Genomic DNA, 22,416 nt, shown 5'->3' with positions numbered 1-22,416 from the left:
ATAATCGGCCGATGCGGTGGGATGTGTTCTGTCAGGTGGTCGACAACTACGGCGACATCGGCGTGTGCTGGCGCCTGTCGGCCGACCTCGCCGCGCGCGGTCACACGGTGCGCCTGTGGGTCGACGATGCGTCGGCCCTCGCGTGGATGGCGCCTCAAGGTGCCCGAGGCGTGACGGTGCACCCCTGGGCCGCGAGCGTCGACGAGCCCACGCCGGGCGAGGTGGTCATCGAAGCCTTCGGGTGCCATCTGCCCGAGCCCTTCGTGGCACGCATGGCCGCAGCCCCACGCCCGTCACGCTGGATCAATCTCGAGTACCTGAGCGCCGAGGCCTATGTCGAGCGCAGCCACCGCCTGCCTTCGCCGCAGTGGCACGGCCCCGGCCAGGGGCTCACCAAATGGTTCTTCTACCCCGGCTTCACCCCGGCCACGGGAGGCCTGTTGCGCGAGCCGGGCTTGATGGCCGAACAGGCGGGCTTCGACCGGGCCGTCTGGCTGCAGGCCCACGGCATCGCGCCGCGCACGGGCGAGCGTCTGGTCAGCCTCTTCGCCTACGAGAACCCGGCCTTGGGCGCGCTGCTGGCCTCGCTGGGCGAGGCCCCCACGCTGCTGCTGCTCACCGCCGGCAAGCCTGTGCCGCCGGGCTTGCCGTCACACGTGCGCTGCCACTCCCTGCCCTACCTGCGCCAACCCGACTACGACCGCCTGCTCTGGAGCTGCGACCTCAATTTCGTGCGCGGCGAAGACTCGTTCGTGCGCGCGCAATGGGCCGGCAAGCCGTTCGTCTGGCAGATCTATCCGCAAGACGATGGCGCCCACGCGGCCAAGCTCGACGCCTTCCTCGACAGGTTTCCGCCCGTGCCCGGATTGCGCGCGCTCTGGCACGCCTGGAACGGCCTCGCCCCGTGGCCGGCAAAGGGGCCCGACCCCTTGTCTGCGGCCTGGAAGACCCCATGTCTGCGCTGGCGTGAAGAGTTGCTGGCCCAGCCGGACTTGACCACGCAGCTGGTGGGTTTCGCCTTGGAAGCAGGCTAAAATCCGCCGTTTTGCGCGTTCTGGCAGGTCAATGTTCGGCGCGCGCGTCCTCCGCTACCGAATACGGAAACCCACACGGGAATCGCTATGAAGATCGCTCAAGAAATTCGCGCCGGCAACGTCATCATGCACGGCAAGGACCCGATGGTCGTGCTCAAGACCGAATACAGCCGCGGTGGCCGCAACGCCGCCACCGTGCGCATGAAGCTCAAGAGCCTGCTCAACAACTCGGGCACCGAAGTCGTCTTCAAGGCCGACGACAAGATGGACCAGATCATTCTGGAAAAGAAGGAGTGCACGTACTCCTACTTCGCCGACCCGATGTACGCGTTCATGGACGCCGAGTACAACCAGTTCGAAGTCGAAGCCGAGAACATGGGCGACGCCATCCAGTACCTGGAAGACGCGATGCCCGTCGAAGTGGTGTTCTACGAAGGCAAGGCCATCTCGGTCGAACTGCCGACCAGCCTGGTGCGTGAAGTGACCTACACCGAGCCGGCCGTCAAGGGCGACACCTCGGGCAAGGTGATGAAGCCGGCCAAGCTGGCCACGGGCTTCGAGATCGCGGTGCCGCTCTTCGTGGAAACCGGCGACAAGATCGAAATCGACACCCGCACGCACGAGTACCGCAAGCGCGTCTGACGCCTCTCGGCAGGACGGAAGGCGGGCCCGCTTTGCGGGCCCTTATCTTTTCTGGGCATCATCCAGCGCCATGCCCTTCGACTTCGCGAGCGTCAGCACCCCGTTCCGCATGCAGCCCGGCTTGCGCCGGCTGCCACCCGGCGCCTTGCAGCTGACGCCCAATGCCCTCGGCGACCGCACGCTGCGCGAGAAACTGGCGGTGCTCGGCGCCTACCCCGAGCAAGCCCTGCTCAGCGCCCCCGGCTTCGATGCCGGACCCGCGCTGCACGCCCTCGGCGCACACGCCGCGCTCGAACACCCCGGGGCGTGGTCGTCCCGCGGCGCCGGCCACGGCCATGCGCTGCGCCTGGGCTGGTCGGTATGCGATGGCCAGATCGAGCAACACGACCCCACCCACCCCGAGATCGGCGCCTGCCTGCAGGCCCTGGCCCCGCCGTGGCGGCTGCCCGCACTGCTGAGCCTGGCGTTCGCCGAAGACTTCGCCATCATCGACGGCCGCAACGCCCACATCCCCTGGCTGGCGGTGTGCCTGCCCTCCGGCTGGGCGCCGGAAGAGAAGGTCGGACACCACTTCGCGCAGGTGCACGCGCCGGTGGCCGACAACCAACTGCTCGTGACGGCCAGCGATCACCTGGCGCGCCTGGTGACCGGCGACGAGCGCTGGGCGCGCGACGTGTGGAGCATCACCCGCCACCCGCGCCTGCACGCCCACCCGGCCCGGCTCGACCCGGCCCCGTGGCCTGCCACGGCCGATGCCGATGCACTCGCCGAGCGCGCCTTCTTCCGCACCGAGCACCAGACCTTCATCCCTTTGCCTCAGTTGCAGCAGGCGGTGTTCACCATCCACGTGAGCCTCACGCCGCTCACGCAGGCGGTGACCCACGCCAGCGAAGCGCGCCAACTGCACGATGCGCTTTCCAGCATGAGCGAAGCGGTGCTGGCCTACCGCAGCCTCACCGATGCACGAGAGCGCCTGCTCGAGTGGCTGCAAGCGCGCGCCGCCGAATGAACACACGGCCTATCATCCCGGCGACGCTGAGCCTCACCGAAGACGGCGTTCCGTATTCCGCCCGCTACCAGGACGTCTACCACCCGCGCGCCGGCGCCTTCGTGCAGGCACGCCACGTCTTCCTCGGCGGCAACGAGCTGCCCGCACGCTGGCAGGGGCGCTCGCGCTTCGTCGTCCTGGAAACCGGCTTCGGCCTCGGCAACAACTTCCTCGCGACCTGGCAGGCCTGGCGTGACGATGCGGCCCGCTGCGAGCGGCTTGTGTTCATCTCAGTCGAACAACAGCCCTTCACCGCCGACGACATGCGGCGCGCCCATGCGCAGTCACCCGTGCCGGCGCTGGCCTGCGCGCTGGTCGAAGCCTGGCCACCGCTCACGCACAACCTGCACACGCTCGACTTCGACAACGGCCGCGTGCGTCTGCTGCTCGCCTTGGGCGACGTGCACAGCTGGTTGCCGGAGTTGGTGGCCCAAGTCGACGCGTTCTACCTCGACGGTTTCGCCCCGGCACGCAACGCCGAGATGTGGGAACCGCAGATCGCCAAGGCGCTGGCCCGCCTCGCGGCCCCCGGCGCGACCTTGGCCACCTGGACCTCGGCCACCCCGGTGCGCGACGGCCTGCGCGCGGCCGGCTTCGAAGTGCGCGAAGCCCGCGGCACCGGTGGCAAGCGCGACATCACGCTCGGCCGCTATGCGCCGCAGTTCGTGCCTCGCACGGCGCCGTCACGCATGCTTCGGCATGTCACCTCGCAGCACGCCCTCATCATCGGCGCAGGCTTGGCTGGCAGCGCCACGGCGCTCGCCCTGGCACAGGAAGGCTGGAGCAGCACCGTCTACGACCGGCGCGACACGCCCGCGAGCGAGACGTCGGGCAACCCTGCCGGCCTCTTCCACGGCATCGTGAATGCGCACGACGGCGTGCACGCGCGCTTCAACCGCGCCGCTGCCCTGATGGCGCAAGCGGCCATCGGCGGCGCACTGCGTGACGACCCCTCGATCGCCGGTGCCGTGAGCGGCTTGCTGCGCCTCGACGAGGCCGAGGTCGGCACGCTGCGCGAGGTCATCGCCCGGCTCGGCTTGCCGCCGGACTACGTGCAAGCCATGACCTCTGCCGACGCCAGCCGCCTGAGCGGCGTGCCACTTCGGCAATCGGCGTGGTTCTACCCGGGGGGTGGCTGGGTCGACCCGGCGGCCCTCGCCCGCTCCTGGCTCGCGCAGTCGGCTCCGCTCGCGTGCTTCTGCGGTGCGGCACCCGTGGCCAGCGTAGAGCGCAAGGGCGACGCTTGGCAATTGCTCGATGCCGACAGCCGCGTGCTCGACGAAGCCGAGACCGTGGTGCTGGCCAACGCCGCCGACGCACTGCGCCTGCTCGGCGCGCCCGCGTGGCCCATCGACACCGTGCGCGGCCAGGTCACGCACTTCCCCCGCGATCTCGCACCAGGCCTCGTGCTACCGCACCTGCCGGTGGCGGGCGCGGGCTACGTGATGCCCGAGGTCCGCGGGTCGGTGCTGTTCGGAGCCACGTCGCAGCCCGGCGACACCGACCCCAGCGTCCGCCCCGCCGACCACGCCACCAACCTCGCGGCCCTGCAGCGCTTGCTCGGCAGCGACTTCTTCGCCCCACCGCTCGACCACCTGCACGGCCGCGTTGGCTGGCGCACCGTCGCACAGGATCGCCTGCCGGTGATCGGCGCGGTGCCCGCACCGATCGATCAGCAGGGCCGACTCGACCAACCGCGCTTCGTGCAGCGCCTGCCCGGCCTCTTCGTCTTCACCGCCTTGGGCTCACGCGGCATCGCCTGGTCGACGCTCGGCGCCCGCACCCTGGCCGCATGGATCACCGGCGCGCCGGCACCGCTCGAAGCCAGCCTGGTCGACGCCATCGACCCGGCGCGCTTCATCAGCCGGAGCGCGCGTCGATCAACCACTGGCGCAGCAGCGCATACACCCGAGGGTGATTGAGCAAGGCCATGTGCCCGAGGCCGGGCACCTCGGCTCGCTCCACATCGCCCACCTCGCGCGCATCGAGCGCACTGCGGGTCGTGACAAGGCCATCGCCCAACACCCGCCGCACCAGGTGCCCGCCCGTCGTCGCCTCTTGCCCAAGGCTGCCCGCCACCAGCCGCAGCGGCGGCCTGGCTTGCGCGAGCGCTGGAAGCCCGTGCCGCAGGTCTTTCACGCCCTGGCTGCGACTGTTGGCGAGCGTCTGCAACGGGCGCGTCACGTCGGATGTGCCGAGCGCAGACGCCACGAAATGCCCGATCTTTTCGAGCGGCGCCCCACGAAGTGGAGAACCCAGGCAGGCCATCCAGCGCACCCGCGCCACCCAGTCCGAGCCCGCCGCCAGCTCGCAGGCCAGGCGCGCCACCAGCCCGCCCATGCTGTGGCCGACGAGCACGAGTTCACGCACCTGCGGCGCACGTGCCACCAGCCGGTCGAGCTGCGCGGCCAGGGCCGCGGCGTTGTCGCCGAGGGGCAGCCCCGTGTTGTAGCGAAGGTAGAGCGGCACGAACGAGAACTCGCGCTCCATCAGCGCGCCGTAGTGCGGGGCCGTCGCTGTCGGCTCGACGTCGGGCCACGCATCGGCTAAGAGCTGCCAGCTGCGCTCGTCGCAGGCGAGCCCGTGGATGAAGACCGCTGCGCGCGGGCCCAAACCGGCCCACACCTCGGGCGACGCGGCGTCGTCGAGCATGTCGCCTCGCGCATGGAGCGCCATCTCCACCGCTAGCGGGCTGCCGGCTTGCGCCAAGGCATCGCCGGCCGCGGCATTGAGGGCACTGCGCAGGGTAAGTTCGCGCCCTTGGGCCGGGCGAGCCGGGTCCGCGAAGGCGCGCTCGGCTTCGGCGGCGATGCGCATCGCCACCGTCGCCCCGCCTCGCACAGCGGCGTACACGCCACCGGCGATCGCATCGTGCGCACGCTGCACCAGGCCGGCGGGCACGGACAGCCCTGGCACGGCCTGCACGGCGCGAAATGTCTTGTCGGAAATCGCGGTGTGCATCTCCTGCACCCGCGTGGTCAAGGCCTTCGTCGCGGCCTGAAGGCCTGGCGCATAGGCCGCCTCATCGCCACCGGGCAGCGGCGGCTTGGTTGGACTGGCGCGGCGCTTGGGCTCCTTCACTCCGCGTGCCCACAGAACGATCGGAACGGTCAGCCCTCGCTGGGCGGAGCGGCCACGTCTTGCGCGGGCGGCTCGTTGTCGGGTTCGCCCTGTGCGGGCTCCACACCGGCTTTGCGGTCGGCCTTTTCCTTCAGCTTCTCTTCCTTCTTCTTCTTCTTGGCCAGCTCGCGCTGGCGCTTTTCGAACGAGTAGTTGGGTTTTGCCATTCGCCGTCCTTCCTGTGGGTGGGCCTCTTCACGCGAAAAAGCCCGGTGCGATACGCGCGAGGGTACGCGTTTTTCGGCACTTGCTGGGCGAGACCGATCAGAAAGTGAGTGTCTTCACGCCCTGTGCCGTGCCCAGCAGGCACACGCTGGCCTTGTGGCGCGCGAAGATGCCGACCGTCACCACGCCAGGCCACTGGCTGACCTCGGCTTCCATGCCGGCCGGGTCGGTGATCGAGAGGCCGCGCACGTCGAGGATGTGGCAGCCGTTGTCGGTCACGACACCGGCACGCAACACCGCCTCGCCGCCGTGCTGCTTGAAGCGGCGGGCGATCTGCGTGGCCGCCATCGGGATCACTTCCACCGGCAACGGGAATTTGCCGAGCGTATCGACCAGCTTCGACTCATCGGCAATGCAAATGAAGCGCTCGGCGAGGTCGGCCACGATCTTTTCGCGGGTGAGCGCCGCGCCGCCGCCTTTCACCATGTTTCCGCGGTGGTCGATCTCGTCGGCGCCATCGATGTAGACCGGCAGGCGCTCGACGGTGTTGCTGTCGAGCACCTTGATGCCGTGGGCACGCAACCGCTCGCTGCTCTTCTCGCTGCTCGACACCGCACCGGCGATGCGGTCCTTCATGCCGGCCAGCGCGTCGATGAAGCAGTTGACCGTCGAGCCGGTGCCCACGCCGACGATGCTGCCGGGCACCACGTAGTCGAGCGCCGCCTGCCCGACGAGGGCCTTGAGTTCATCCTGGGTCATGGTGCGAGAAGGTGTTTGAAAGACAATCGCCCGATTATCCAAGACGCTGCTCGCCAGTCGTACCGGCATGCCCCTCGTTCCCTACGCGCTCACCCGCCCTTTTCTCTTCGGCCTCGACCCCGAGCAGGCCCATGACCTGACGCTGGGCGCGCTCGCGCGCATCCAGCACACGCCGCTCATCTGCGCGGTGTCGCAAACGCGGGTCGATGACCCGGTGACGATCGCCGGCATCCGCTTCCCCAACCGCATCGGCCTGGCCGCCGGGCTCGACAAGAACGGCCGCTGCATCGATGCCTTCGGCGCGATGGGCTTCGGCTTCGTCGAGGTGGGCACGGTCACGCCGAAAGCGCAGCCGGGCAACCCGAAGCCGCGCATGTTCCGGCTGCCCGAGGCCAATGCGCTCATCAACCGCCTGGGGTTCAACAACGAAGGCTTGAGCGTCTTCATCGACAACGTGAAGCGCAGCCGCTTCCGCCAGCAAGGTGGCGTGCTCGGCTTGAACATCGGCAAGAACGCCGCCACGCCCATCGAGCGCGCGGTCGACGACTACCTGATCGGCCTCGATGGCGTGTACCCGCATGCCGACTACGTGACGGTCAACATCTCGTCGCCCAACACCAAGAACCTGCGCGAGTTGCAGAGCGACGAAGCGCTCGACGCGCTGCTTTCGGCACTCCAGACGCGCCGACTCGAACTCGCCGCGCAACACGGCCGCAAGGTGCCGATGTTCGTGAAGATCGCACCCGACCTCGACGACGCGCAGGTGCAGGTGATCGCCACGACCCTTCGCAAGAACGGCATCGATGGCGTGATCGCGACCAACACCACCATCGCACGCGACAAGGTGAAGCACCTGCCGCATGGCGAAGAAACCGGTGGCCTGTCGGGTGCGCCAGTGTTCGAGGCCAGCAACCGTGTGATCACGCTGCTGCGTGCCGCGCTGGGCCGCGAGGTGCCCATCATCGGCGTGGGCGGTGTGATGAGCGGCGCCGACGCACGCGCCAAGATCGCCGCGGGTGCCGACCTCGTGCAGCTCTACACCGGCTTCATCTACAAGGGCCCGGCGCTGGTGCCCGAAGCGGCCAGGGCGATCAAGGGTCGCTGACCCTCATCGAGCCACCCGCGAGGACCGGCTTTGCCGGCCGACCCGGGGTCGCCCCTCGGGGGCAGGAGCGAAGCGACTGGGGGGCCAACAACCTGTCAATGCAGCGGCACGCCGGTCTTGCTTTGCAGTTCTTCGCGCGTCACGCCCGGCGCCATCTCCACGACCTTCAAGCCCTGCGGGGTCACGTCCATCACCGCGAGGTCGGTGATGATGCGGTTGACCACGCCCACGCCGGTGAGCGGCAGCGTGCACTTGGGCAGGATCTTGAGGTCGGTGGAACCGTCCTTCTTCTTCGCCACGTGCTCCATCACGACCAGCACGCGCGGCACGCCGCCCACGAGGTCCATCGCGCCGCCCATGCCCTTGACCATCTTGCCGGGGATCATCCAGTTGGCGAGGTCGCCCTTCTCGCTGACCTGCATCGCGCCGAGGATGGCGAGGTTGATCTTGCCGCCGCGGATCATCGCGAAGCTGTCGTGCGAGCCGAAGATGCTGGTGCCGGGAATGGTGGTCACGGTCTGCTTGCCGGCGTTGATGAGGTCGGCGTCGACTTCGTCTTCCGTCGGGAAGGGGCCGATGCCGAGCATGCCGTTCTCGCTCTGCAACCACACCTCGATGTCTTTGGGCACGTGGTTGGCCACGAGGGTGGGAATGCCGATGCCGAGGTTGACGTAGAAGCCATCCTTCAGCTCGGAAGCGGCCTTCGCGGCCATTTCGTCTTGGGTCCAGGGCATGTCGTTCTCCTTAGGCGGCCGGGCGGGTGAGTCGCTTCTCGATGCGCTTCTCGGGCGTGGCGTTCAGCACGATCCGGTGCACGTAGATGCCGGGCAGGTGGATGGCATCGGGGTCGAGCGCGCCGGTCTCGACGATCTGCTCCACCTCGACGATCGTGATCTTGCCGGCCATCGCGCAGGCCGGGTTGAAGTTGCGCGCCGTGCGGCGGAAGACGAGGTTGCCGCTCTTGTCGGCGATGTGCGCCTTGACGAGCGCGACGTCGGGCACGAGCGCCTTTTCCATCACGTAGAGCTGGCCGTCGAACTCGCGCGTTTCCTTGCCCTCGGCGACGATGGTGCCCACGCCGGTGCGGGTGAAGAAGGCTGGGATGCCGGCGCCACCGGCACGCAGCTTCTCGGCCAGCGTGCCTTGCGGCGTGAATTCGAGCTCGAGTTCACCGGCCAGGTACTGGCGCTCGAACTCCTTGTTTTCGCCGACGTAGCTCGAGATCATCTTCTTGATCTGGCGCGTCTCGAGCAGCATGCCGAGGCCGAAGCCGTCGACGCCTGCGTTGTTGGAAATGGCGGTGAGGTTCGTCGCACCGCTGTCGCGCAGCGCCGCGATCAGCGCCTCGGGAATGCCACACAGGCCGAAGCCGCCCACGGCGAGCAGCTGCCCATCCTTCACGACGCCTTTCAGTGCCTCGGCGGCACTCGCGTAAACCTTGTTCATCACGCCTCCAGCAAGGAATATTTGCAGCGCGCAAGCGTACTACGTAACGCATTACGTAGTCGTTACGTAGAATTCACTAACCACATACCCGGCCCGACTTTTCAAGCTGCTCACATGGCGCTCACCCCCGACGACTACCGCACCGCCTTCGACCTCGCGCCGGTCGGGCTGGTGCTGTCGCGCAACCGCCTCATGCTCGACTGCAACCGGCAGTTGCTCGAGATGTTCGGTGCCAGCAAGGAGCAGCTGATCGGCCAGTCGTTCGAAATCCTCTACCCCACGCACGACGAGTTCGAGCGCACCGGCCAGCGCATCGTGGCAAGCCTCGATGCCTCGGGCTGGTATGCAGACGAACGTGTGATGAAGCGTGTCGACGGGCCGCATCGCGGCCAGCTTTTCTGGTGCCACGTCTCGGGCCGTGCACTCGACCCCAAGCAGCCGCACGCGGCGGGCGTGTGGTCGTTCGAAGACCTGTCGTCGCGCCGCCAGCTCAAGGCCGACCTCACCGCACGCGAGCGCGAGATCGCCGCCCTCCTGATCGAAGGCCTGACCAGCAAGCTGATCGGCAAGCGCCTGGGCATCAGCCCACGCACGGTCGACGTCTACCGGGCCCGCCTGATGCGCAAGTACGCGGCCAGCACCACGCCCGATCTCGTGCACAAGCTGCTGAGCGCCTGAGCCCTCAGGCCGATTCCATTGCTGCGGGTGGCAGCACCACCTGCACGACGAAGGTCGAGCCCTTGCCCGACTGGCTGTGGGCCTGCAGCGTGCCGCCCATCGCGGCCACGATCTGCCGGCTGATCGCGAGACCCAGGCCCACGCCCTGCCCGTGCCGCACGCCCGCACGGCCCTGCGCATAGGGCTCGAAGATCTGCGCCAGCTCTTCGCTGGTCATGCCAGGGCCGGAGTCGGTGACGGCGATCTCGAAGAGCGGTGGCGCCTCTTCGTCGGGCCCGCCCACCCAGCGGCCCACGACCGAGACGGCGCCCTTGTCGGTGAACTTGACGGCGTTCTGCAGCAGGTTGGTCACCACCTGCTGCAGGCGTGGCGCATCGACCAGCACCATCTGGTCACCCGCCTCGCAGCGCGCTTCGAACGCCAGCCCCTTCTGCCGCGCGGCGAGTTCGCCGGGGGCGGTCATTCGCGTCCACAGCACCGAGAGGCTCAGCGGCTCGGGCTGCAGCTGCACCGGCTTGGCGAGCGTCTGCTCGTAGGCGAGCGTCGTCTCCAGCACCTGGCTCAGGCCCCGCATCGACTCGGCCATCGCATCGAGCAGCTTCTCCTGGAACGCCGGATCGCGCTGCGTCTTGGCCAGCTCCGCGCCGCTTGCCACGGCGCCGAGCGTGCCGCGTAGCTCGTGCGAGAGATAGGCGAGGAAGCGCCCGCGCGTGGCCACCGCGTCTTCGGCCAGGCGCCGGCCGCGCGCCTCGATGGCGCGCGCCTCGGCCATGCCGCGCCGGCTGCGCCAGAGCAGCCCCATGCCGATCAGCAAAGCCAGCAGCACCGGCCCGCCCCACGCGAGCAGCTTGGCCCAGGGCACGCCGGGTTGCACCGTCACCACCAGCCAGCGCTGGGCGATGGCGGTGGCTTCGGCTTCACTCACCGCATCGAGCCCCTTGCGCAGGATCTGCACCAGCTCCGGTTGCTCGTGGCGCACGCCGAAGTACAGCTCGCTGTCGCCGCCCGCCACCGTGCCGGTGATGCGAAGCTTGCCGCCGAAGCGGCGCTCCAGCAGTTCGTTCACCACCTTCACGTTGCCGAGTGCGACGTCGGCCGCGCCCTCGGCCACGGCCGAGAGCACCTGGTCCTGCCGGTCGAGTTCGACGAGATTGATGCCGGGGTGGCGCGCGCGCAATTCGGGAATGAGGAAGTGTTGCTTGAGCAGCGCCACCTTGCGCACGCCGAACTCGCGCGTGTCGGTGATGAGCGAGCTGTCGTCGTCTCGCATCACGATGGCGGTCGGCACGCGGGCGAAGGGGCCGACGAATTCATAGTCGGCGCGGCGCAGCGGCGTGCGCACCAGGCCGACGATCACGTCCAGCTCGCCTGCCACGCCGCGCGCATAGACGTCGGCGAACGACGAGCCCACTTCGCGCTGGACGGCGAGACCCGTCTTGCGTGCCACCAGCCGCAGGTAGTCGATGCCCATGCCCTGCGGGTCGTTGAGATCGCCCTGGCTCGTGATGGGCGAGAAGCTCGCATCGAAACCGATGCGGATGTTGCCGTGGCGGCTCACCCACTCCTGCTCGGCCGGCGTGAGCTGCGCCGCCTGGCCCGACACGGCGGCGAGCGCCCCGGCCGGAAGCCAGCGGGCGGCGAGCAGCGAGCGGTCGGCCGCGGTGACCGAATCGACCGCATGCGCCAGCACCGCGCGCAGCTCCTTCGCATCGCGCCGCACCGTGGGCCCGATGGGCACCTGCCCAGGCCCCAGGTTGCGGCGCACCACGAGGTTGGCCAGCAGCAGCTTCTCGACGTGGTAGACCACCACCTGCTGATAGCCCACGAAGAGATCGGCCGAGCCTGAGGCCACCGCCCGCAGCGCCTGCTCGGGCGAGGTGAAGCGCACCACCTCGGCCTGCGGGAAGCGTGTCGCCATCAAGGTGGCCGCGGGAGTCTCCTCGACCACGGCCACTCTGTACTGGCCGAAGTTGTCGTTCGCCGAGATGTCGGGCAGGTCGCGCCGCGCCACCAGCACCTGGTTGCCGGCGAACACCGGCAGTGTGTAGAGCGCCGGCCCGTCGACGGCCCGTGGCGGCGCATAGGGCAGCATGTCGATCTGGCCGTCCTGCAGGGCGCGCACCGCGGCCTCGTTGCTGTCGTAGCGCTTGAACTCGAGCCGCATGCCCAGGCGATCGGCCCACAGCGCGATGGTCTCGATGATGAAGCCGTGCGGCTGGCCGGGCTCGGGCGGCGCGAAGTAATACGGCGGGTACTCGCGCGCCACACCCAGCCGCAGCACCGGGTGGCCGCGCACCCAGGCCTGCTCGGCCGATGACAGCTGCACCACCGGCACCTGCGCGAAGGCGCTGATGCACAGCAGCAGCATCGCGATGCCGGCCCAGGCGCGCCAGATGCGCTTCATGGTCTCAGGCGATCAGATCGCGCAGGCGATCCGGGAAGGGCATGGATTTCTGCTGCGGGAAGTTCACCCACACGATGGTGGCGCCGCCGGCCGCGGCGATCACCTCGGGCGTGTCGGTGCGCGAGATCGTGGTGAAGCTGTCGAAGCTGCTGCGGCCGAGGTTGGCCGCGTAGGTCTTGAGGACGAGGTCGCCCGGGTACTCGAGCTGGACGAGGAAGTTGCAGAAGGCATTGATGATCACGAAGCCTTCGCCGCTTGGGTCGGGCGCGAAGCCCTTGCCGTTGAGCCAATCGATGCGCGCCGTCTCGAGGTAGCGAAAGTAGCTCACGTTGTTGACGTGGCCCATCGCATCCATGTCGCCCCAGCGGATGGGCATGTGCATCTCGTGCACCAGGCGCTTCTGCTCGGGTATCTCGATGCGCATCCACCCCTCCCAGGCTGTTTAGCGTCAGGTCTTGCTCACACCCAATTCTGAATACAAACGATCGACCAAGGCACGCAATTCGGCCAGCTCGTTCTGCATGGCGGCCTGTTGTGACTTCAACGCCGCAAGCTCGCTGGTAGCCACGAAGTCGTCGGACTGCGGCGCAACCGGCAGGGCCGAGATGTCGACGGCGCCGCACAGCAGATGCGTCCAGCGTTGCTCGCGCGCGCCGGGGGCACGCGGCAGCTTCAGCGTGAGCGGCCCGCCCTTTTCTTCGCTGCGCGTGGCCAGCTCTTCGAGGAAAGCTTCGACCGACGACACGTCGGCAAAGCGGTGCAGCCGGTCGCAGTTGGCGCGCAGCTCCGAGCTTGTCTGCGGCCCGCGCAGCGCCAGCACCGCCAGCAGCGCGACGCTCTGCGACGGCAGGCCCATCGCGCGGCCCATGTTGTGCTCGTAGCGCGCCACCCGCGAGCCGCTCGACTCGAACACCAAGTGCAGCAGCTTCAAGGAGTCGATGGCGCCTTGCACTTCCGACTCGGTGGCATTCATCACCGGGTCGCGCGCGGTCTTCTGGTTGCAGCCGAGGGTGAGCGAGTTGAGCGACAGCGGGTAGCTGTCGGGCACGGTGTGTGCCTTCTCGATGAGCACGCTGAGGACGCGTGCTTCGAGGAGCGACAACGCGCGCATGTCAGATCGCGAAGCCGTCGTCGGCCTGGATCACCGCGCCATTCACGAAATGGCTCTCGTTGGAACACAGCATCGTCAGCACCACGTCCAGGTCCTGCGGGGCGCCGATGCGCTTGCGCGGCATCATGTTGATGAGCTTCTGGCCCTGTTCGGTGGCCCAGTGATGGTGGTTGATCTCGGTGTCGATGTAGCCGGGGCAGATCGCGTTCACATTGATGCCGTAGCGGCCCCACTCGAGCGCCATCGCACGCGTCATGTGGATCACCGCGGCCTTGCTCATGCAGTACACGCCGATCTGGCCCAGCGCCTTCAGCCCGGCCATCGAGGCGATGTTGACGATGCGCCCACCGGTGTAGGTGCCGGGTGCCGCGCCCTTGGCGCGCGCCAGCATGCGTTTGCCCACCTCCTGCGCCACGAAGAAGGCACCCTTGGTGTTGGTGTCCATCACGTAGTCGTAGTCCTCGGGCGTCACGTCGGTGAGCTTTTGCGTGGTGCTCACGCCGGAGTTGTTGACGAGGATGTCGATCGCGCCGGTCTCGGTCTCGGCGTGGGCCACGGCGGCCTTGATGCTGTCGGGGTCGGTGACGTCGAGGCGCACCACGTGCGCATCGCCGCCGGCGGCTTCGATCTCGGCGCGCAGCGTCTTCAGGCGTTCCACCCGGCGGCCGGCGAGCACGACCGCGGCGCCAGCCTGGGCCAGGGTCTTCGCGAACTGGGTGCCGAGCCCGCTGGACGCGCCGGTGACCAATGCCACGCGGCCGGACAGGTCGATGGTGTAGGCCATGTACTTCTCCTCGTGATGTGTTTGCTGCGACAGATGGCGATGAAGATAGCACGCGGCCTGCAGTGCAGGATTCATCGCCGACTGGCTTGAACTTAGAAGCGAACGGTCGTTCTTTTCGACCGATCGGCCAATTAGAATGCGCGGCGATTGTTCATCCAAGGAGACTGCATGACCCCCGCCGAAATTCTTGCCCAGTACGGTCCCCGCGAGGCCATGGAATATGACGTGGTCATCGTCGGCGGTGGCCCGGCGGGCTTGTCGGCCGCGATTCGCCTCAAGCAGCTGGCGGAAAAAGCCGGCAAGGAAATCTCGGTGGTCGTGCTCGAGAAAGGCTCGGAGCCTGGCGCCCACATCCTGAGCGGCGCGGTGATGGACCCCATCGCGATGAACGAGCTGTTCCCGAACTGGAAGGAGCTGGGGGCTCCGCTCAACCAGCCGGTCACGAAGGACGAGTTGCTCATCCTGACCGAGAAGGGTGTGCTGTTTGATACGCCAGCGTTCCTGATGCCCGAGAACACCCACAACGAGGGCAACTACGTCGTGAGCCTCGGCAACGTGGTGCGCTGGCTGGCACAGCAGGCTGAAGCGCTGGGCGTCGAGATCTTCCCCGGCTTTGCCGCGGCTGAAGTGCTCTACAACGAAGACGGCTCGGTCAAGGGCATCGCGACCGGCAACATGGGCATCAACAAGCAGGGCGAGCCCACCGACAACTTCCAGCTCGGCATGGAGTTGCACGGCAAGTACACCCTCTTCGCCGAAGGCTCGCGCGGCCACCTCGGCAAGCAACTGATCGCCAAGTTCAAGCTCGACGCCGGCAAGGACCCGCAGGGCTACGCCATCGGCGTGAAGGAAATGTGGGAAGTCGACCCGAAGCAGCACCAGCCGGGCCTCGTGATCCACGCCGCGGGCTGGCCGCTCAAGAGCGACACCTATGGCGGCGGTTTCCTGTATCACATGGAAGACAACAAGGTGGTGCTCGGCTTCATCACCGGCCTCAACTACGAGAACCCGTGGCTGAGCCCGTTCGAAGAGATGCAGCGCTGGAAGACGCACCCGGCCATCCGCAAGCACATCGAGGGCGGCAAGCGCCTGAGCTACGGCGCCCGTGCCATCACGGCCGGCGGCCTGCTGAGCCTGCCCAAGACGGTGTTCCCGGGCGGTGCGCTGATCGGCTGCGATGCCGGCTACCTGAACGGCCCGCGCATCAAGGGCAGCCACGCCGCGATGAAGACCGGCATGCTGGCCGCCGAAGCCGCGTTCGAAGCCGTGACGGCCGACCGCAAGGCCGACGAGCTGAGCGCCTACCCGAAGGCCTTCGAAGCGAGCTGGCTTCACAAGGAACTGCACCAGGCCCGCAACTGGAAGGCCTGGTTCAAGTGGGGCCTGTGGGGCGGCACCATCGGCACCGGCATCGAATACTGGCTGCTGCCCAAGCTGGGCATCAAGTCGCCGCCGTGGACGATGCACCGCACGAAGCCCGACCACGCCTACCTGAAGCCCGCCGCCGAGTGCCCGAAGATCGAGTACCCGAAGCCCGACGGCAAGCTCACCTTCGACCGCCTGAGCTCGGTGTTCATCTCCAACACCAACCACGAAGAGCACCAGCCGGCGCACCTCACGTTGAAAGACAAGTCGGTGCCGGTGAACATCAACCTCGCCAAGTACGCCGGCCCCGAGAGCCGCTACTGCCCGGCGGGTGTGTACGAGTTCGTGCCTGACGAAGCCAACGCCGGCAAGGAGCGCCTGCAGATCAACGCGCAGAACTGCGTGCACTGCAAGACCTGCGACATCAAGGACCCGACGCAGAACATCGTCTGGGTCACGCCGGAAGGCGGTGGCGGCCCGAACTATTCGGGCATGTGATCGACCGGGGGAGCTACACTCCCCGCCTGTCAGGAGAGAGCTTCGACGTGGAAGCCGCCGAAGGCGCAGGGTGACTCCCGAACGCTCAGGCAAAAGGACTGACAAAACGCCCCAGAAATGGGGCGTCCTTGCTGGAGAGAGGCCCACCCCGAGTGGGTCCACCGAAGGGGCAAGCCTGGGTCGCGTGAGCGGCTCTCGCCAATCTCTCAGGTAAAGCGGACAGTGAGGGCATTGCAAGCGTTTTTCACCTCGGTGGAGAACACTTGTTTTTCAACAATGCCCTCGGAGACTGCCATGTCCGCTAACGCCGTTGCTCCCGCCGCCTCCATCACGCTGCTCAAGACCCCGTTGCACGCCCTGCACGTGGAGCTGGGCGCCAAGATGGTGCCCTTCGCCGGCTACGAGATGCCGGTCAACTACCCCGGCGGCATCATTGCCGAGCACAAGCAGTGCCGCGAGTCGGCAGCGCTCTTCGACGTGTCGCACATGGGCCAGCTGCGCCTCATCGGTGACGACGCGGCCCGTGCGCTCGAATCGCTGGTGCCGGTCGACGTGGTCGACCTGGCCGTGGGCAAGCAGCGCTACGCCTTCTTCACCAATGCAAGCGGCGGCATCCTCGACGACCTGATGATCACGCGCCGCGAGGGCGACCTCTTCGTCGTCGTCAACGCGGCCTGCAAAGACGCCGACACCCGCCACCTCGTCACCCACATCGGCCACCGCTGCGCCGTGCAGCCCCTGCCCGACCGCGCGCTGCTCGCGCTGCAAGGCCCGAAGGCGGTCGACGCGCTGCGCAAGCTCAACCCCGAGGTCGCCAAGCTCACCTTCATGACGGGCATGTCGGCGCACATCGCCGGGGCCGACTGCTTCGTCACCCGCTCGGGCTACACCGGCGAAGACGGCTTCGAGATCTCGGTGCCGGCCGACCATGCGGTGGCGCTGGCGCGTGCGTTGCTTGCCCTGCCGGAAGTGAAACCGGCCGGCCTCGGTGCGCGCGACACGCTGCGCCTCGAAGCGGGCCTGTGCCTCTACGGTCATGACATCAACGAGACCACCACGCCCGTCGAAGCCGGCCTCACCTGGGCCATCCAGAAGGTGCGCCGCCCCGGTGGTGCGCGCGCTGGCGGCTACCCGGGCGCGAGCGTCATCGAAGCCCAGCTCGCGAGCGGCGCCTCGATCAAGCGCGCGGGCCTGCTCGGCCTGGAGCGTGTGCCGGTGCGCGAAGGCGCCGTCATCGTCGACGCCAAAGGCCACAAGCTCGGCCACGTGACCAGCGGCACGCTCTCGCCCACCGTCAACCAGCCCATCGCGATGGCCTACCTCGCGGCCAACCACGCGCTGGCGCACCACGAGGTGTACGCCGAAGTGCGTGGCAAACGCCAGCCGATGCGCGTGTGCCCGATGCCTTTCACGCCGCACCGCTATCACCGCGGGTGATCCACGTTCCCGCGGCTGAACCCACAAACAAACACCCAACCAGGAGCCCTTTCATGACGACCATGTACACCCCCGACCACGAGTGGATCAACATCGAAGACCACGAGGCCGCCACCGTGGGCATCACGCTGCACGCGCAAGATGCGCTGGGCGACGTCGTCTTCGTCGACCTGCCCGAAGTGGGCCGCACCTTCAAGAAGGGCGAGGTGTCGGGCGTCGTCGAATCGGTGAAGGCCGCGGCCGACATCTACATGCCGGTCAGCGGCGAGATCGTGGAAGTCAACGAAGCCCTGCGCGCCGATCCGTCGCTCGCCAACAGCGACCCGCTGGGCACCGGCTGGTTCTTCAAGGTGAAGGTGAGCGACATGGCCGAGTTCGAAGGCCTGCTCGACGCCCCGGCCTACGACGCGCTCGTCAAGAACGCCTGATCTCTCGCGCCCCGCCCTGCCCCTCGCTGGAAAAGAAATGCTGATGTCTGCCTTGAAGCCTCTCGGTGAACTCGAGAACCCGTCTGAATTCGTGGCCCGCCACATCGGCATCGAGCCGGAAGACGAGCGGCGCATGCTCTCGGCCATCGGCGCCGCCTCGCGCCGTGCGCTGATCGACAGCATCGTGCCGCGTGCGATCGCGCGCCCGCAGCCGATGCAGTTGCCCGCGCCGGTCACCGAGGCAGATGCGCTCGGCGAGCTGAAGGCCATCGCCTCGAAGAACCAGCTGCTCAAGAGCTTCATCGGCCAGGGCTACCACGGCACGCACACGCCGGGCGTCATCCTGCGCAACATCCTCGAGAACCCAGCCTGGTACACCGCGTACACGCCCTACCAGGCCGAGATCTCGCAGGGCCGCATGGAGGCGCTGGTGAATTTCCAGACGATGGTGTGCGATCTCACAGGCCTGGCCATCGCCAACGCCTCGATGCTCGACGAGGCCACCGCGGCGGCAGAGGCGATGACGCTTGCCAAGCGGAGCGTGAAGGCCACCGGCAACGTGTTCGTCGTCTCCGGCGACGTGCACCCGCAGACACTCGAAGTGCTGCACACCCGCGCCAAGCCGCTCGGCCTGGTGGTGAAGGAGGCCAACTCGCACGAGGAGTGGAATGCCGCCGTCGCCGCCGACGACTACTTCGCCGCGATGGTGCAGTACCCGGCGAGCAGCGGCTGGCTCTACGACTGGTCGGCCGAAGCCGACAAGGTGCACGCGAAGAAGGCCGCCTTCATCATGGCTGCCGACCTGCTCGCGCTCACGCTCTTGAAGGCTCCCGGCGAGATGGGCGCTGACATCGCGGTGGGCACCACGCAGCGCTTCGGTATGCCGATGGGCTGCGGCGGCCCACATGCGGCCTATCTCGCCGTGCGCGACGAGTACAAGCGCTCGATGCCCGGCCGCCTGGTCGGCGTGAGCGTCGACGCACACGGCGCGCCCGCCTACCGCCTCGCGCTGCAGACGCGCGAGCAGCACATCCGCCGCGAGAAGGCCACCTCCAACATCTGCACGGCGCAGGTGCTGCCGGCCGTGGTGGCGAGCATGTACGCCGTCTACCACGGGCCGCAGGGCTTGACCCGCATCGCGCAACGTGTGGCACGCTACACCGGCATCCTCGTCGCCGGCCTGAAGCAGCTGGGCGTCGACCTCTCCGCCACGCACCACCTCGAGCGCGGCGCCTTCGACACCATCAGCCTGAAGACCGGCGCCGACACCGAGCGCCTGCTGAAGCGCGCCGTCTCGCTCGGCGCCAACCTGCGCCGCGCCTGGGGCGAGTACCTCTGCATCACGCTCGACGAGACCACCACGCGCGACGATCTCGCGTTGCTGTGGAAGATCTTCGCGAAGGACGGCCAGGCGCTGCCGAGCGTCGACGCCCTCGCCGCCAGCACCGACCTGATCCCCGCCGACCTGCGCCGCAGCTCGGCCTTCCTCACCCACCCGGTCTTCAACACGCACCACAGCGAGACCGAGATGCTGCGCTACATCCGCAGCCTGTCCGACAAGGACATCGCGCTCGACCGCAGCATGATCCCGCTGGGCTCCTGCACGATGAAGCTCAACGCGACCAGCGAGATGATTCCCATCACCTGGCCCCAGTTCGCCAACGTGCACCCCTTCGCGCCGCAAGAGCAGCTGAAGGGCTACAACGAGCTCGACCAGCTGCTGCGCGACTGGCTCTGCCAGGCCACCGGCTATGCCGGCATCAGCCTGCAGCCCAACGCCGGCTCGCAGGGCGAATACGCCGGCCTGCTCGTCATCAAGGCCTACCACGAGGCGCGGGGCGAAGGCCACCGCAACATCTGCCTGATCCCAGAGTCGGCCCACGGCACCAACCCCGCCAGCGCGCAGATGGTGGGCCTGCAGGTCGTGGTGACGAAGTGCGATGCCGACGGCAACGTCGACCTCGCCGACTTGAAGGCCAAGTGCGAACAGCACAGCGCCAACCTGGCCTGCGTGATGATCACCTACCCCAGCACCTACGGCGTCTTCGAGACGCGGGTGAAGGAGCTGTGCGCCCTGGTGCACCAGCACGGCGGGCGGGTCTACGTGGACGGCGCCAACATGAATGCGCTGGTGGGCATCGCCGCGCCGGGCGAGTTCGGTGGTGACGTGAGCCACCTCAACCTGCACAAGACCTTCTGCATCCCGCACGGCGGTGGCGGCCCGGGCGTCGGCCCGGTGTGCGTGGTCGAAGACCTCGTGCCTTACCTCCCCGCGCATCGCGCCGCCGGCCTCGGCACCGAGAAGCAAGTCGGTGCCGTCAGCGCCGCCCCGCTCGGCAACGCGGCCGTGCTGCCCATCAGCTGGATGTACGTCCGCATGATGGGCGCCGAAGGCCTCAAGCAGGCCACCGAGACCGCCATCCTGAGCGCCAACTACATCGCCGCGCGCCTGGCCGACCACTACGACATCCACTACAGCGGCAACATCGCCGGCGTGAAGGGTGGCGGTGTGGCGCACGAGTGCATCCTCGACCTGCGCCCGCTGAAAGACAGCTCGGGCGTGAGCGCCGAAGACGTGGCCAAGCGCCTCATCGATTACGGCTTCCACGCACCGACGCTGAGCTTCCCGGTCGCCGGCACGCTGATGGTGGAGCCGACCGAGAGCGAGCCGCTGGTCGAGCTCGACCGCTTCTGCGACGCGATGATCGCCATCCGCCAGGAGATCGCGCGCGTCGAGCAAGGTGCGTGGCCGAAGGACGACAACCCGCTCAAGGCCGCGCCGCACACCGCCGCCGCGCTGCTGAAGAACGAGTGGCCGCACCCCTACTCGCGCGAGGAAGCGGCCTACCCGGTCAAGAGCCTGCGGCAGCAGAAGTACTGGTCACCGGTCGGCCGTGTCGACAACGTCTACGGCGACCGCAACCTCTTCTGCGCGTGTGTGCCGATGTCGGCCTACGGCGGCCCCGGCGACGAAAGCGACGAGACCTGAGGCTCAGGCGTGAGCCGGCACGCCTGAGGCCCGCTCACGCTGCAGCGCCACGTACTGCAGTTCGGCGAAGACCAGCACCGTCACGATGTGCACGCCGAGGAACGCGTAACCCCACGCGCTCGGCTGCAGCCAGCTCGCGAAGGCCAGCAGCGCGCAGTCGAACGCCCAGCCGACGTTGATCGCCACCAGCGCCCAGACCAGGGCGCGCGGCACGCGGTCGCGCTGCGAGACCCACACCGCGAAGACGACGTAGGCGACCAGGGCCGCGCCCCCGCCCAGCATCAGCCAGGCGGGCAGCTGCAGCAGCGTCTGCAATGCGCCGCCACCGAGCAGCATGGCCAGGGCGGCCACGGCGGTCACCGCGGCATCGGCCTGCAGCACCCTGCGAAGAAACGGGGTGACGTGAAGGTGGGTCATGAGCATCTCCTTGGGTTGAACACCGCCCATCGCGGCATGGCCCGGATGCTCGGCCTGCGGGTGCAGCCGGTCCATGACCTCTGAGGTCATGGGTTTGGCAGGAGGAGCTGCGGTAATGTGCGGGCCATGAGCACTGCCATCGCCACCGCGTCAACGTCTTCCGCACAACCCGTCGGCGCCCTGCTGCGCGAATGGCGCCAGCGCCGCCGCCTCAGCCAGCTCGATCTCGCGATGGACGCAGAGATCTCCACCCGCCACCTCAGCTACATGGAGACCGGCCGCGCCACGCCCAGCCGCGCGATGGTGCTGCACCTGGCCGAGCAACTCGACGTGCCACTGCGCGAGCGCAACGCGATGCTCACCGCCGCCGGCTATGCGCCGCTCTACCCCGAGCGCAAGCTCGACGACCCGGCCTTGCAGGCCGCCCGGCAGACAGTCGAACAGCTCCTGAAGGCGCACGAGCCCCACCCCGCGCTCGCCGTCGACCGGCACTGGAACATGGTGGCCCACAACCCCTCGCTGCTGCTGCTGATGCAAGACATCGCGCCCGAGCTGCTGCAGCCACCCGTCAACGTGCTGCGCCTGAGCCTGCACCCGCAAGGCGTGGCGCCCAAGATCGTCAACCTGCTCGGCTGGCGCGAGCACCTCTTCGATCGCCTGCGTCACCAGATCAACCTCAGCGCCGACCCCGTGCTCGTCGAGCTGCTGAAGGAGCTGCAGGCCTACCCGGTGCCGCCCGGCGCCGACGAGCACGAGCACATCGCCCCCAATGCGGTGGCGGTGCCGCTGAAGATTCGCTCGTCCGCGGGCGTGCTGTCGTTCCTGAGCACCACCACCGTCTTCGGCACGCCGATCGACATCACCCTCTCCGAGCTGGCGCTCGAGACCTTCTTCCCGGCCGACGAGTTCACCTCCAAGGCCCTGCGTCACCTCAGCGACGGACTGGCCGCCGGGCAGAAGGCATAACGACGCCTCACACACCAGGG

Annotated in this window: 21 protein-coding genes and 2 riboswitches; of the genes, 11 read left to right on the top strand and 10 right to left on the bottom strand. The window is 68.1% G+C overall.

From position 1 onward, the window contains the following. Nucleotides 1–11 precede the first annotated feature (11 nt). The 4 genes from earP (at nucleotide 12) to mnmC (ending at nucleotide 4,646) form a co-directional block, all read left to right on the top strand. Nucleotides 12–1,034, top strand: coding sequence for an elongation factor P maturation arginine rhamnosyltransferase EarP (gene earP / locus KF892_01600; protein ID MBX3623680.1), 1,023 nt, complete (start codon nucleotides 12–14; stop codon nucleotides 1,032–1,034). 87 nt (nucleotides 1,035–1,121) lie between these two features. Continuing rightward, nucleotides 1,122–1,676 carry an elongation factor P gene (gene efp, locus KF892_01595; GenBank protein ID MBX3623679.1) on the top strand — a complete coding sequence of 185 codons (555 nt, stop codon included), beginning with the start codon at nucleotides 1,122–1,124 and terminating at the stop codon, nucleotides 1,674–1,676. Between the two features lie 70 nt (nucleotides 1,677–1,746). Next, nucleotides 1,747–2,685, top strand: a complete 939-nt coding sequence (locus KF892_01590) for a DUF3445 domain-containing protein (GenBank protein MBX3623678.1) — start codon at nucleotides 1,747–1,749, stop codon at nucleotides 2,683–2,685. After that, nucleotides 2,682–4,646, top strand: a complete 1,965-nt coding sequence (gene mnmC / locus KF892_01585; GenBank protein ID MBX3623677.1) for a bifunctional tRNA (5-methylaminomethyl-2-thiouridine)(34)-methyltransferase MnmD/FAD-dependent 5-carboxymethylaminomethyl-2-thiouridine(34) oxidoreductase MnmC — start codon at nucleotides 2,682–2,684, stop codon at nucleotides 4,644–4,646. Before KF892_01590 ends, mnmC begins: the two co-directional genes overlap by 4 nt. Here mnmC and KF892_01580 read toward each other — a convergent pair. From KF892_01580 to rpiA, 3 genes are all read right to left on the bottom strand, one after another. After that, nucleotides 4,585–5,805: an alpha/beta fold hydrolase gene (locus KF892_01580; GenBank protein ID MBX3623676.1), complete on the bottom strand. Its 1,221-nt coding sequence runs from the start codon at nucleotides 5,803–5,805 to the stop codon at nucleotides 4,585–4,587. The two genes, mnmC and KF892_01580, sit on opposite strands and share 62 nt — an antisense overlap. 29 nt (nucleotides 5,806–5,834) lie before the next feature. Further along, nucleotides 5,835–6,011 (bottom strand): hypothetical protein, encoded by a 177-nt coding sequence (locus KF892_01575; GenBank protein ID MBX3623675.1) that lies wholly within the window; start codon nucleotides 6,009–6,011, stop codon nucleotides 5,835–5,837. Between the two features lie 97 nt (nucleotides 6,012–6,108). Further along, nucleotides 6,109–6,768 carry a ribose-5-phosphate isomerase RpiA gene (gene rpiA / locus KF892_01570; GenBank protein ID MBX3623674.1) on the bottom strand — a complete coding sequence of 220 codons (660 nt, stop codon included), beginning with the start codon at nucleotides 6,766–6,768 and terminating at the stop codon, nucleotides 6,109–6,111. Nucleotides 6,769–6,835: 67 nt separating this feature from the next. Between rpiA and KF892_01565 the strand changes: the two genes are divergently transcribed. Then, on the top strand, nucleotides 6,836–7,873 hold the full coding sequence (locus KF892_01565; protein MBX3623673.1) for a quinone-dependent dihydroorotate dehydrogenase: 1,038 nt from the start codon (nucleotides 6,836–6,838) through the stop codon (nucleotides 7,871–7,873). 95 nt (nucleotides 7,874–7,968) lie between these two features. Here KF892_01565 and KF892_01560 read toward each other — a convergent pair whose 3' ends face one another. Together KF892_01560 and KF892_01555 are read right to left on the bottom strand one after the other, a co-directional pair. Further along, nucleotides 7,969–8,607, bottom strand: coding sequence for a CoA transferase subunit B (locus KF892_01560; protein MBX3623672.1), 639 nt, complete (start codon nucleotides 8,605–8,607; stop codon nucleotides 7,969–7,971). 10 nt (nucleotides 8,608–8,617) lie between these two features. After that, a complete protein-coding gene (locus tag KF892_01555) occupies nucleotides 8,618–9,319 on the bottom strand; it encodes a CoA transferase subunit A (GenBank protein MBX3623671.1) in 702 nt (233 codons plus the stop codon). A gap of 114 nt (nucleotides 9,320–9,433) precedes the next feature. Between KF892_01555 and KF892_01550 the strand changes: the two genes are divergently transcribed. After that, entirely contained in the window at nucleotides 9,434–9,997 is a 564-nt protein-coding gene (locus tag KF892_01550) for a PAS domain S-box protein (protein MBX3623670.1), read from the top strand. A 4-nt stretch (nucleotides 9,998–10,001) separates the two neighbouring features. On the opposite strand, the gene KF892_01545 is transcribed toward KF892_01550, so the two are convergent. The 4 genes from KF892_01545 to KF892_01530 are packed head-to-tail and all read right to left on the bottom strand — an operon-like array spanning nucleotide 10,002 to nucleotide 14,296. Beyond that, nucleotides 10,002–12,401: a transporter substrate-binding domain-containing protein gene (locus tag KF892_01545; protein ID MBX3623669.1), complete on the bottom strand. Its 2,400-nt coding sequence runs from the start codon at nucleotides 12,399–12,401 to the stop codon at nucleotides 10,002–10,004. A 4-nt stretch (nucleotides 12,402–12,405) separates the two neighbouring features. Next, nucleotides 12,406–12,825 carry an acyl-CoA thioesterase gene (locus tag KF892_01540; GenBank protein ID MBX3623668.1) on the bottom strand — a complete coding sequence of 140 codons (420 nt, stop codon included), beginning with the start codon at nucleotides 12,823–12,825 and terminating at the stop codon, nucleotides 12,406–12,408. Between the two features lie 24 nt (nucleotides 12,826–12,849). Then, a complete protein-coding gene (locus KF892_01535; GenBank protein ID MBX3623667.1) occupies nucleotides 12,850–13,512 on the bottom strand; it encodes a YceH family protein in 663 nt (220 codons plus the stop codon). Between the two features lies 1 nt (nucleotide 13,513). Beyond that, nucleotides 13,514–14,296 (bottom strand): SDR family oxidoreductase, encoded by a 783-nt coding sequence (locus KF892_01530; protein MBX3623666.1) that lies wholly within the window; start codon nucleotides 14,294–14,296, stop codon nucleotides 13,514–13,516. A 168-nt stretch (nucleotides 14,297–14,464) separates the two neighbouring features. Between KF892_01530 and KF892_01525 the strand changes: the two genes are divergently transcribed. The 4 genes from KF892_01525 to gcvP all read left to right on the top strand — a co-directional run bounded on the left by KF892_01525 (nucleotide 14,465) and on the right by gcvP (nucleotide 21,013). After that, entirely contained in the window at nucleotides 14,465–16,159 is a 1,695-nt protein-coding gene (locus KF892_01525; protein ID MBX3623665.1) for an electron transfer flavoprotein-ubiquinone oxidoreductase, read from the top strand. 20 nt (nucleotides 16,160–16,179) lie between these two features. Further along, nucleotides 16,180–16,270: riboswitch (glycine riboswitch) on the top strand. 10 nt (nucleotides 16,271–16,280) lie between these two features. Then, a riboswitch (glycine riboswitch) is annotated at nucleotides 16,281–16,392 on the top strand. Between the two features lie 61 nt (nucleotides 16,393–16,453). Beyond that, the gene (gcvT, locus tag KF892_01520) at nucleotides 16,454–17,596 is read left to right on the top strand and encodes a glycine cleavage system aminomethyltransferase GcvT (protein MBX3623664.1); all 1,143 of its coding nucleotides are present in this window, start codon (nucleotides 16,454–16,456) and stop codon (nucleotides 17,594–17,596) included. Nucleotides 17,597–17,649: 53 nt separating this feature from the next. Continuing rightward, nucleotides 17,650–18,024, top strand: a complete 375-nt coding sequence (gene gcvH, locus KF892_01515; GenBank protein ID MBX3623663.1) for a glycine cleavage system protein GcvH — start codon at nucleotides 17,650–17,652, stop codon at nucleotides 18,022–18,024. Nucleotides 18,025–18,061: 37 nt separating this feature from the next. Then, nucleotides 18,062–21,013: an aminomethyl-transferring glycine dehydrogenase gene (gcvP, locus tag KF892_01510; protein ID MBX3623662.1), complete on the top strand. Its 2,952-nt coding sequence runs from the start codon at nucleotides 18,062–18,064 to the stop codon at nucleotides 21,011–21,013. A gap of 3 nt (nucleotides 21,014–21,016) precedes the next feature. Here the strand turns inward: gcvP and KF892_01505 are convergent, their stop codons facing one another. Then, a complete protein-coding gene (locus KF892_01505; GenBank protein ID MBX3623661.1) occupies nucleotides 21,017–21,520 on the bottom strand; it encodes a hypothetical protein in 504 nt (167 codons plus the stop codon). A gap of 36 nt (nucleotides 21,521–21,556) precedes the next feature. Here KF892_01505 and KF892_01500 point away from each other — a divergent pair, with 36 nt between their 5' ends. Further along, the gene (locus KF892_01500) at nucleotides 21,557–22,396 is read left to right on the top strand and encodes a helix-turn-helix transcriptional regulator (protein MBX3623660.1); all 840 of its coding nucleotides are present in this window, start codon (nucleotides 21,557–21,559) and stop codon (nucleotides 22,394–22,396) included. Nucleotides 22,397–22,416 lie beyond the last annotated feature (20 nt).

The sequence above is a fragment of the Rhizobacter sp. genome (assembly GCA_019635355.1).
Taxonomy (GTDB): Bacteria; Pseudomonadota; Gammaproteobacteria; order Burkholderiales; family Burkholderiaceae_C; genus Rhizobacter.
The sequence above is the reverse complement of the archived record's forward strand: the minus strand, read 5'-3'. Positions and strand labels throughout refer to the sequence as shown.

Excerpts from the sequence above, each read along its gene's own strand:
- KF892_01555 (MBX3623671.1), bottom strand. The coding sequence starts at position 9,319 with ATGAACAAGGTTTACGCGAGTGCCGCCGAGGCACTGAAAGGCGTCGTG.
- KF892_01590 (MBX3623678.1), top strand. The coding sequence starts at position 1,747 with ATGCCCTTCGACTTCGCGAGCGTCAGCACCCCGTTCCGCATGCAGCCC.
- KF892_01535 (MBX3623667.1), bottom strand. The coding sequence starts at position 13,512 with ATGCGCGCGTTGTCGCTCCTCGAAGCACGCGTCCTCAGCGTGCTCATC.
- KF892_01540 (MBX3623668.1), bottom strand. The coding sequence starts at position 12,825 with ATGCGCATCGAGATACCCGAGCAGAAGCGCCTGGTGCACGAGATGCAC.
- KF892_01545 (MBX3623669.1), bottom strand. The coding sequence starts at position 12,401 with ATGAAGCGCATCTGGCGCGCCTGGGCCGGCATCGCGATGCTGCTGCTG.
- KF892_01565 (MBX3623673.1), top strand. The coding sequence starts at position 6,836 with ATGCCCCTCGTTCCCTACGCGCTCACCCGCCCTTTTCTCTTCGGCCTC.
- KF892_01560 (MBX3623672.1), bottom strand. The coding sequence starts at position 8,607 with ATGCCCTGGACCCAAGACGAAATGGCCGCGAAGGCCGCTTCCGAGCTG.
- KF892_01505 (MBX3623661.1), bottom strand. The coding sequence starts at position 21,520 with ATGACCTCAGAGGTCATGGACCGGCTGCACCCGCAGGCCGAGCATCCG.
- mnmC (MBX3623677.1), top strand. The coding sequence starts at position 2,682 with ATGAACACACGGCCTATCATCCCGGCGACGCTGAGCCTCACCGAAGAC.
- KF892_01525 (MBX3623665.1), top strand. The coding sequence starts at position 14,465 with ATGACCCCCGCCGAAATTCTTGCCCAGTACGGTCCCCGCGAGGCCATG.
- KF892_01530 (MBX3623666.1), bottom strand. The coding sequence starts at position 14,296 with ATGGCCTACACCATCGACCTGTCCGGCCGCGTGGCATTGGTCACCGGC.
- earP (MBX3623680.1), top strand. The coding sequence starts at position 12 with ATGCGGTGGGATGTGTTCTGTCAGGTGGTCGACAACTACGGCGACATC.
- gcvH (MBX3623663.1), top strand. The coding sequence starts at position 17,650 with ATGACGACCATGTACACCCCCGACCACGAGTGGATCAACATCGAAGAC.
- KF892_01550 (MBX3623670.1), top strand. The coding sequence starts at position 9,434 with ATGGCGCTCACCCCCGACGACTACCGCACCGCCTTCGACCTCGCGCCG.
- gcvP (MBX3623662.1), top strand. The coding sequence starts at position 18,062 with ATGCTGATGTCTGCCTTGAAGCCTCTCGGTGAACTCGAGAACCCGTCT.
- KF892_01575 (MBX3623675.1), bottom strand. The coding sequence starts at position 6,011 with ATGGCAAAACCCAACTACTCGTTCGAAAAGCGCCAGCGCGAGCTGGCC.
- efp (MBX3623679.1), top strand. The coding sequence starts at position 1,122 with ATGAAGATCGCTCAAGAAATTCGCGCCGGCAACGTCATCATGCACGGC.
- rpiA (MBX3623674.1), bottom strand. The coding sequence starts at position 6,768 with ATGACCCAGGATGAACTCAAGGCCCTCGTCGGGCAGGCGGCGCTCGAC.
- KF892_01500 (MBX3623660.1), top strand. The coding sequence starts at position 21,557 with ATGAGCACTGCCATCGCCACCGCGTCAACGTCTTCCGCACAACCCGTC.
- gcvT (MBX3623664.1), top strand. The coding sequence starts at position 16,454 with ATGTCCGCTAACGCCGTTGCTCCCGCCGCCTCCATCACGCTGCTCAAG.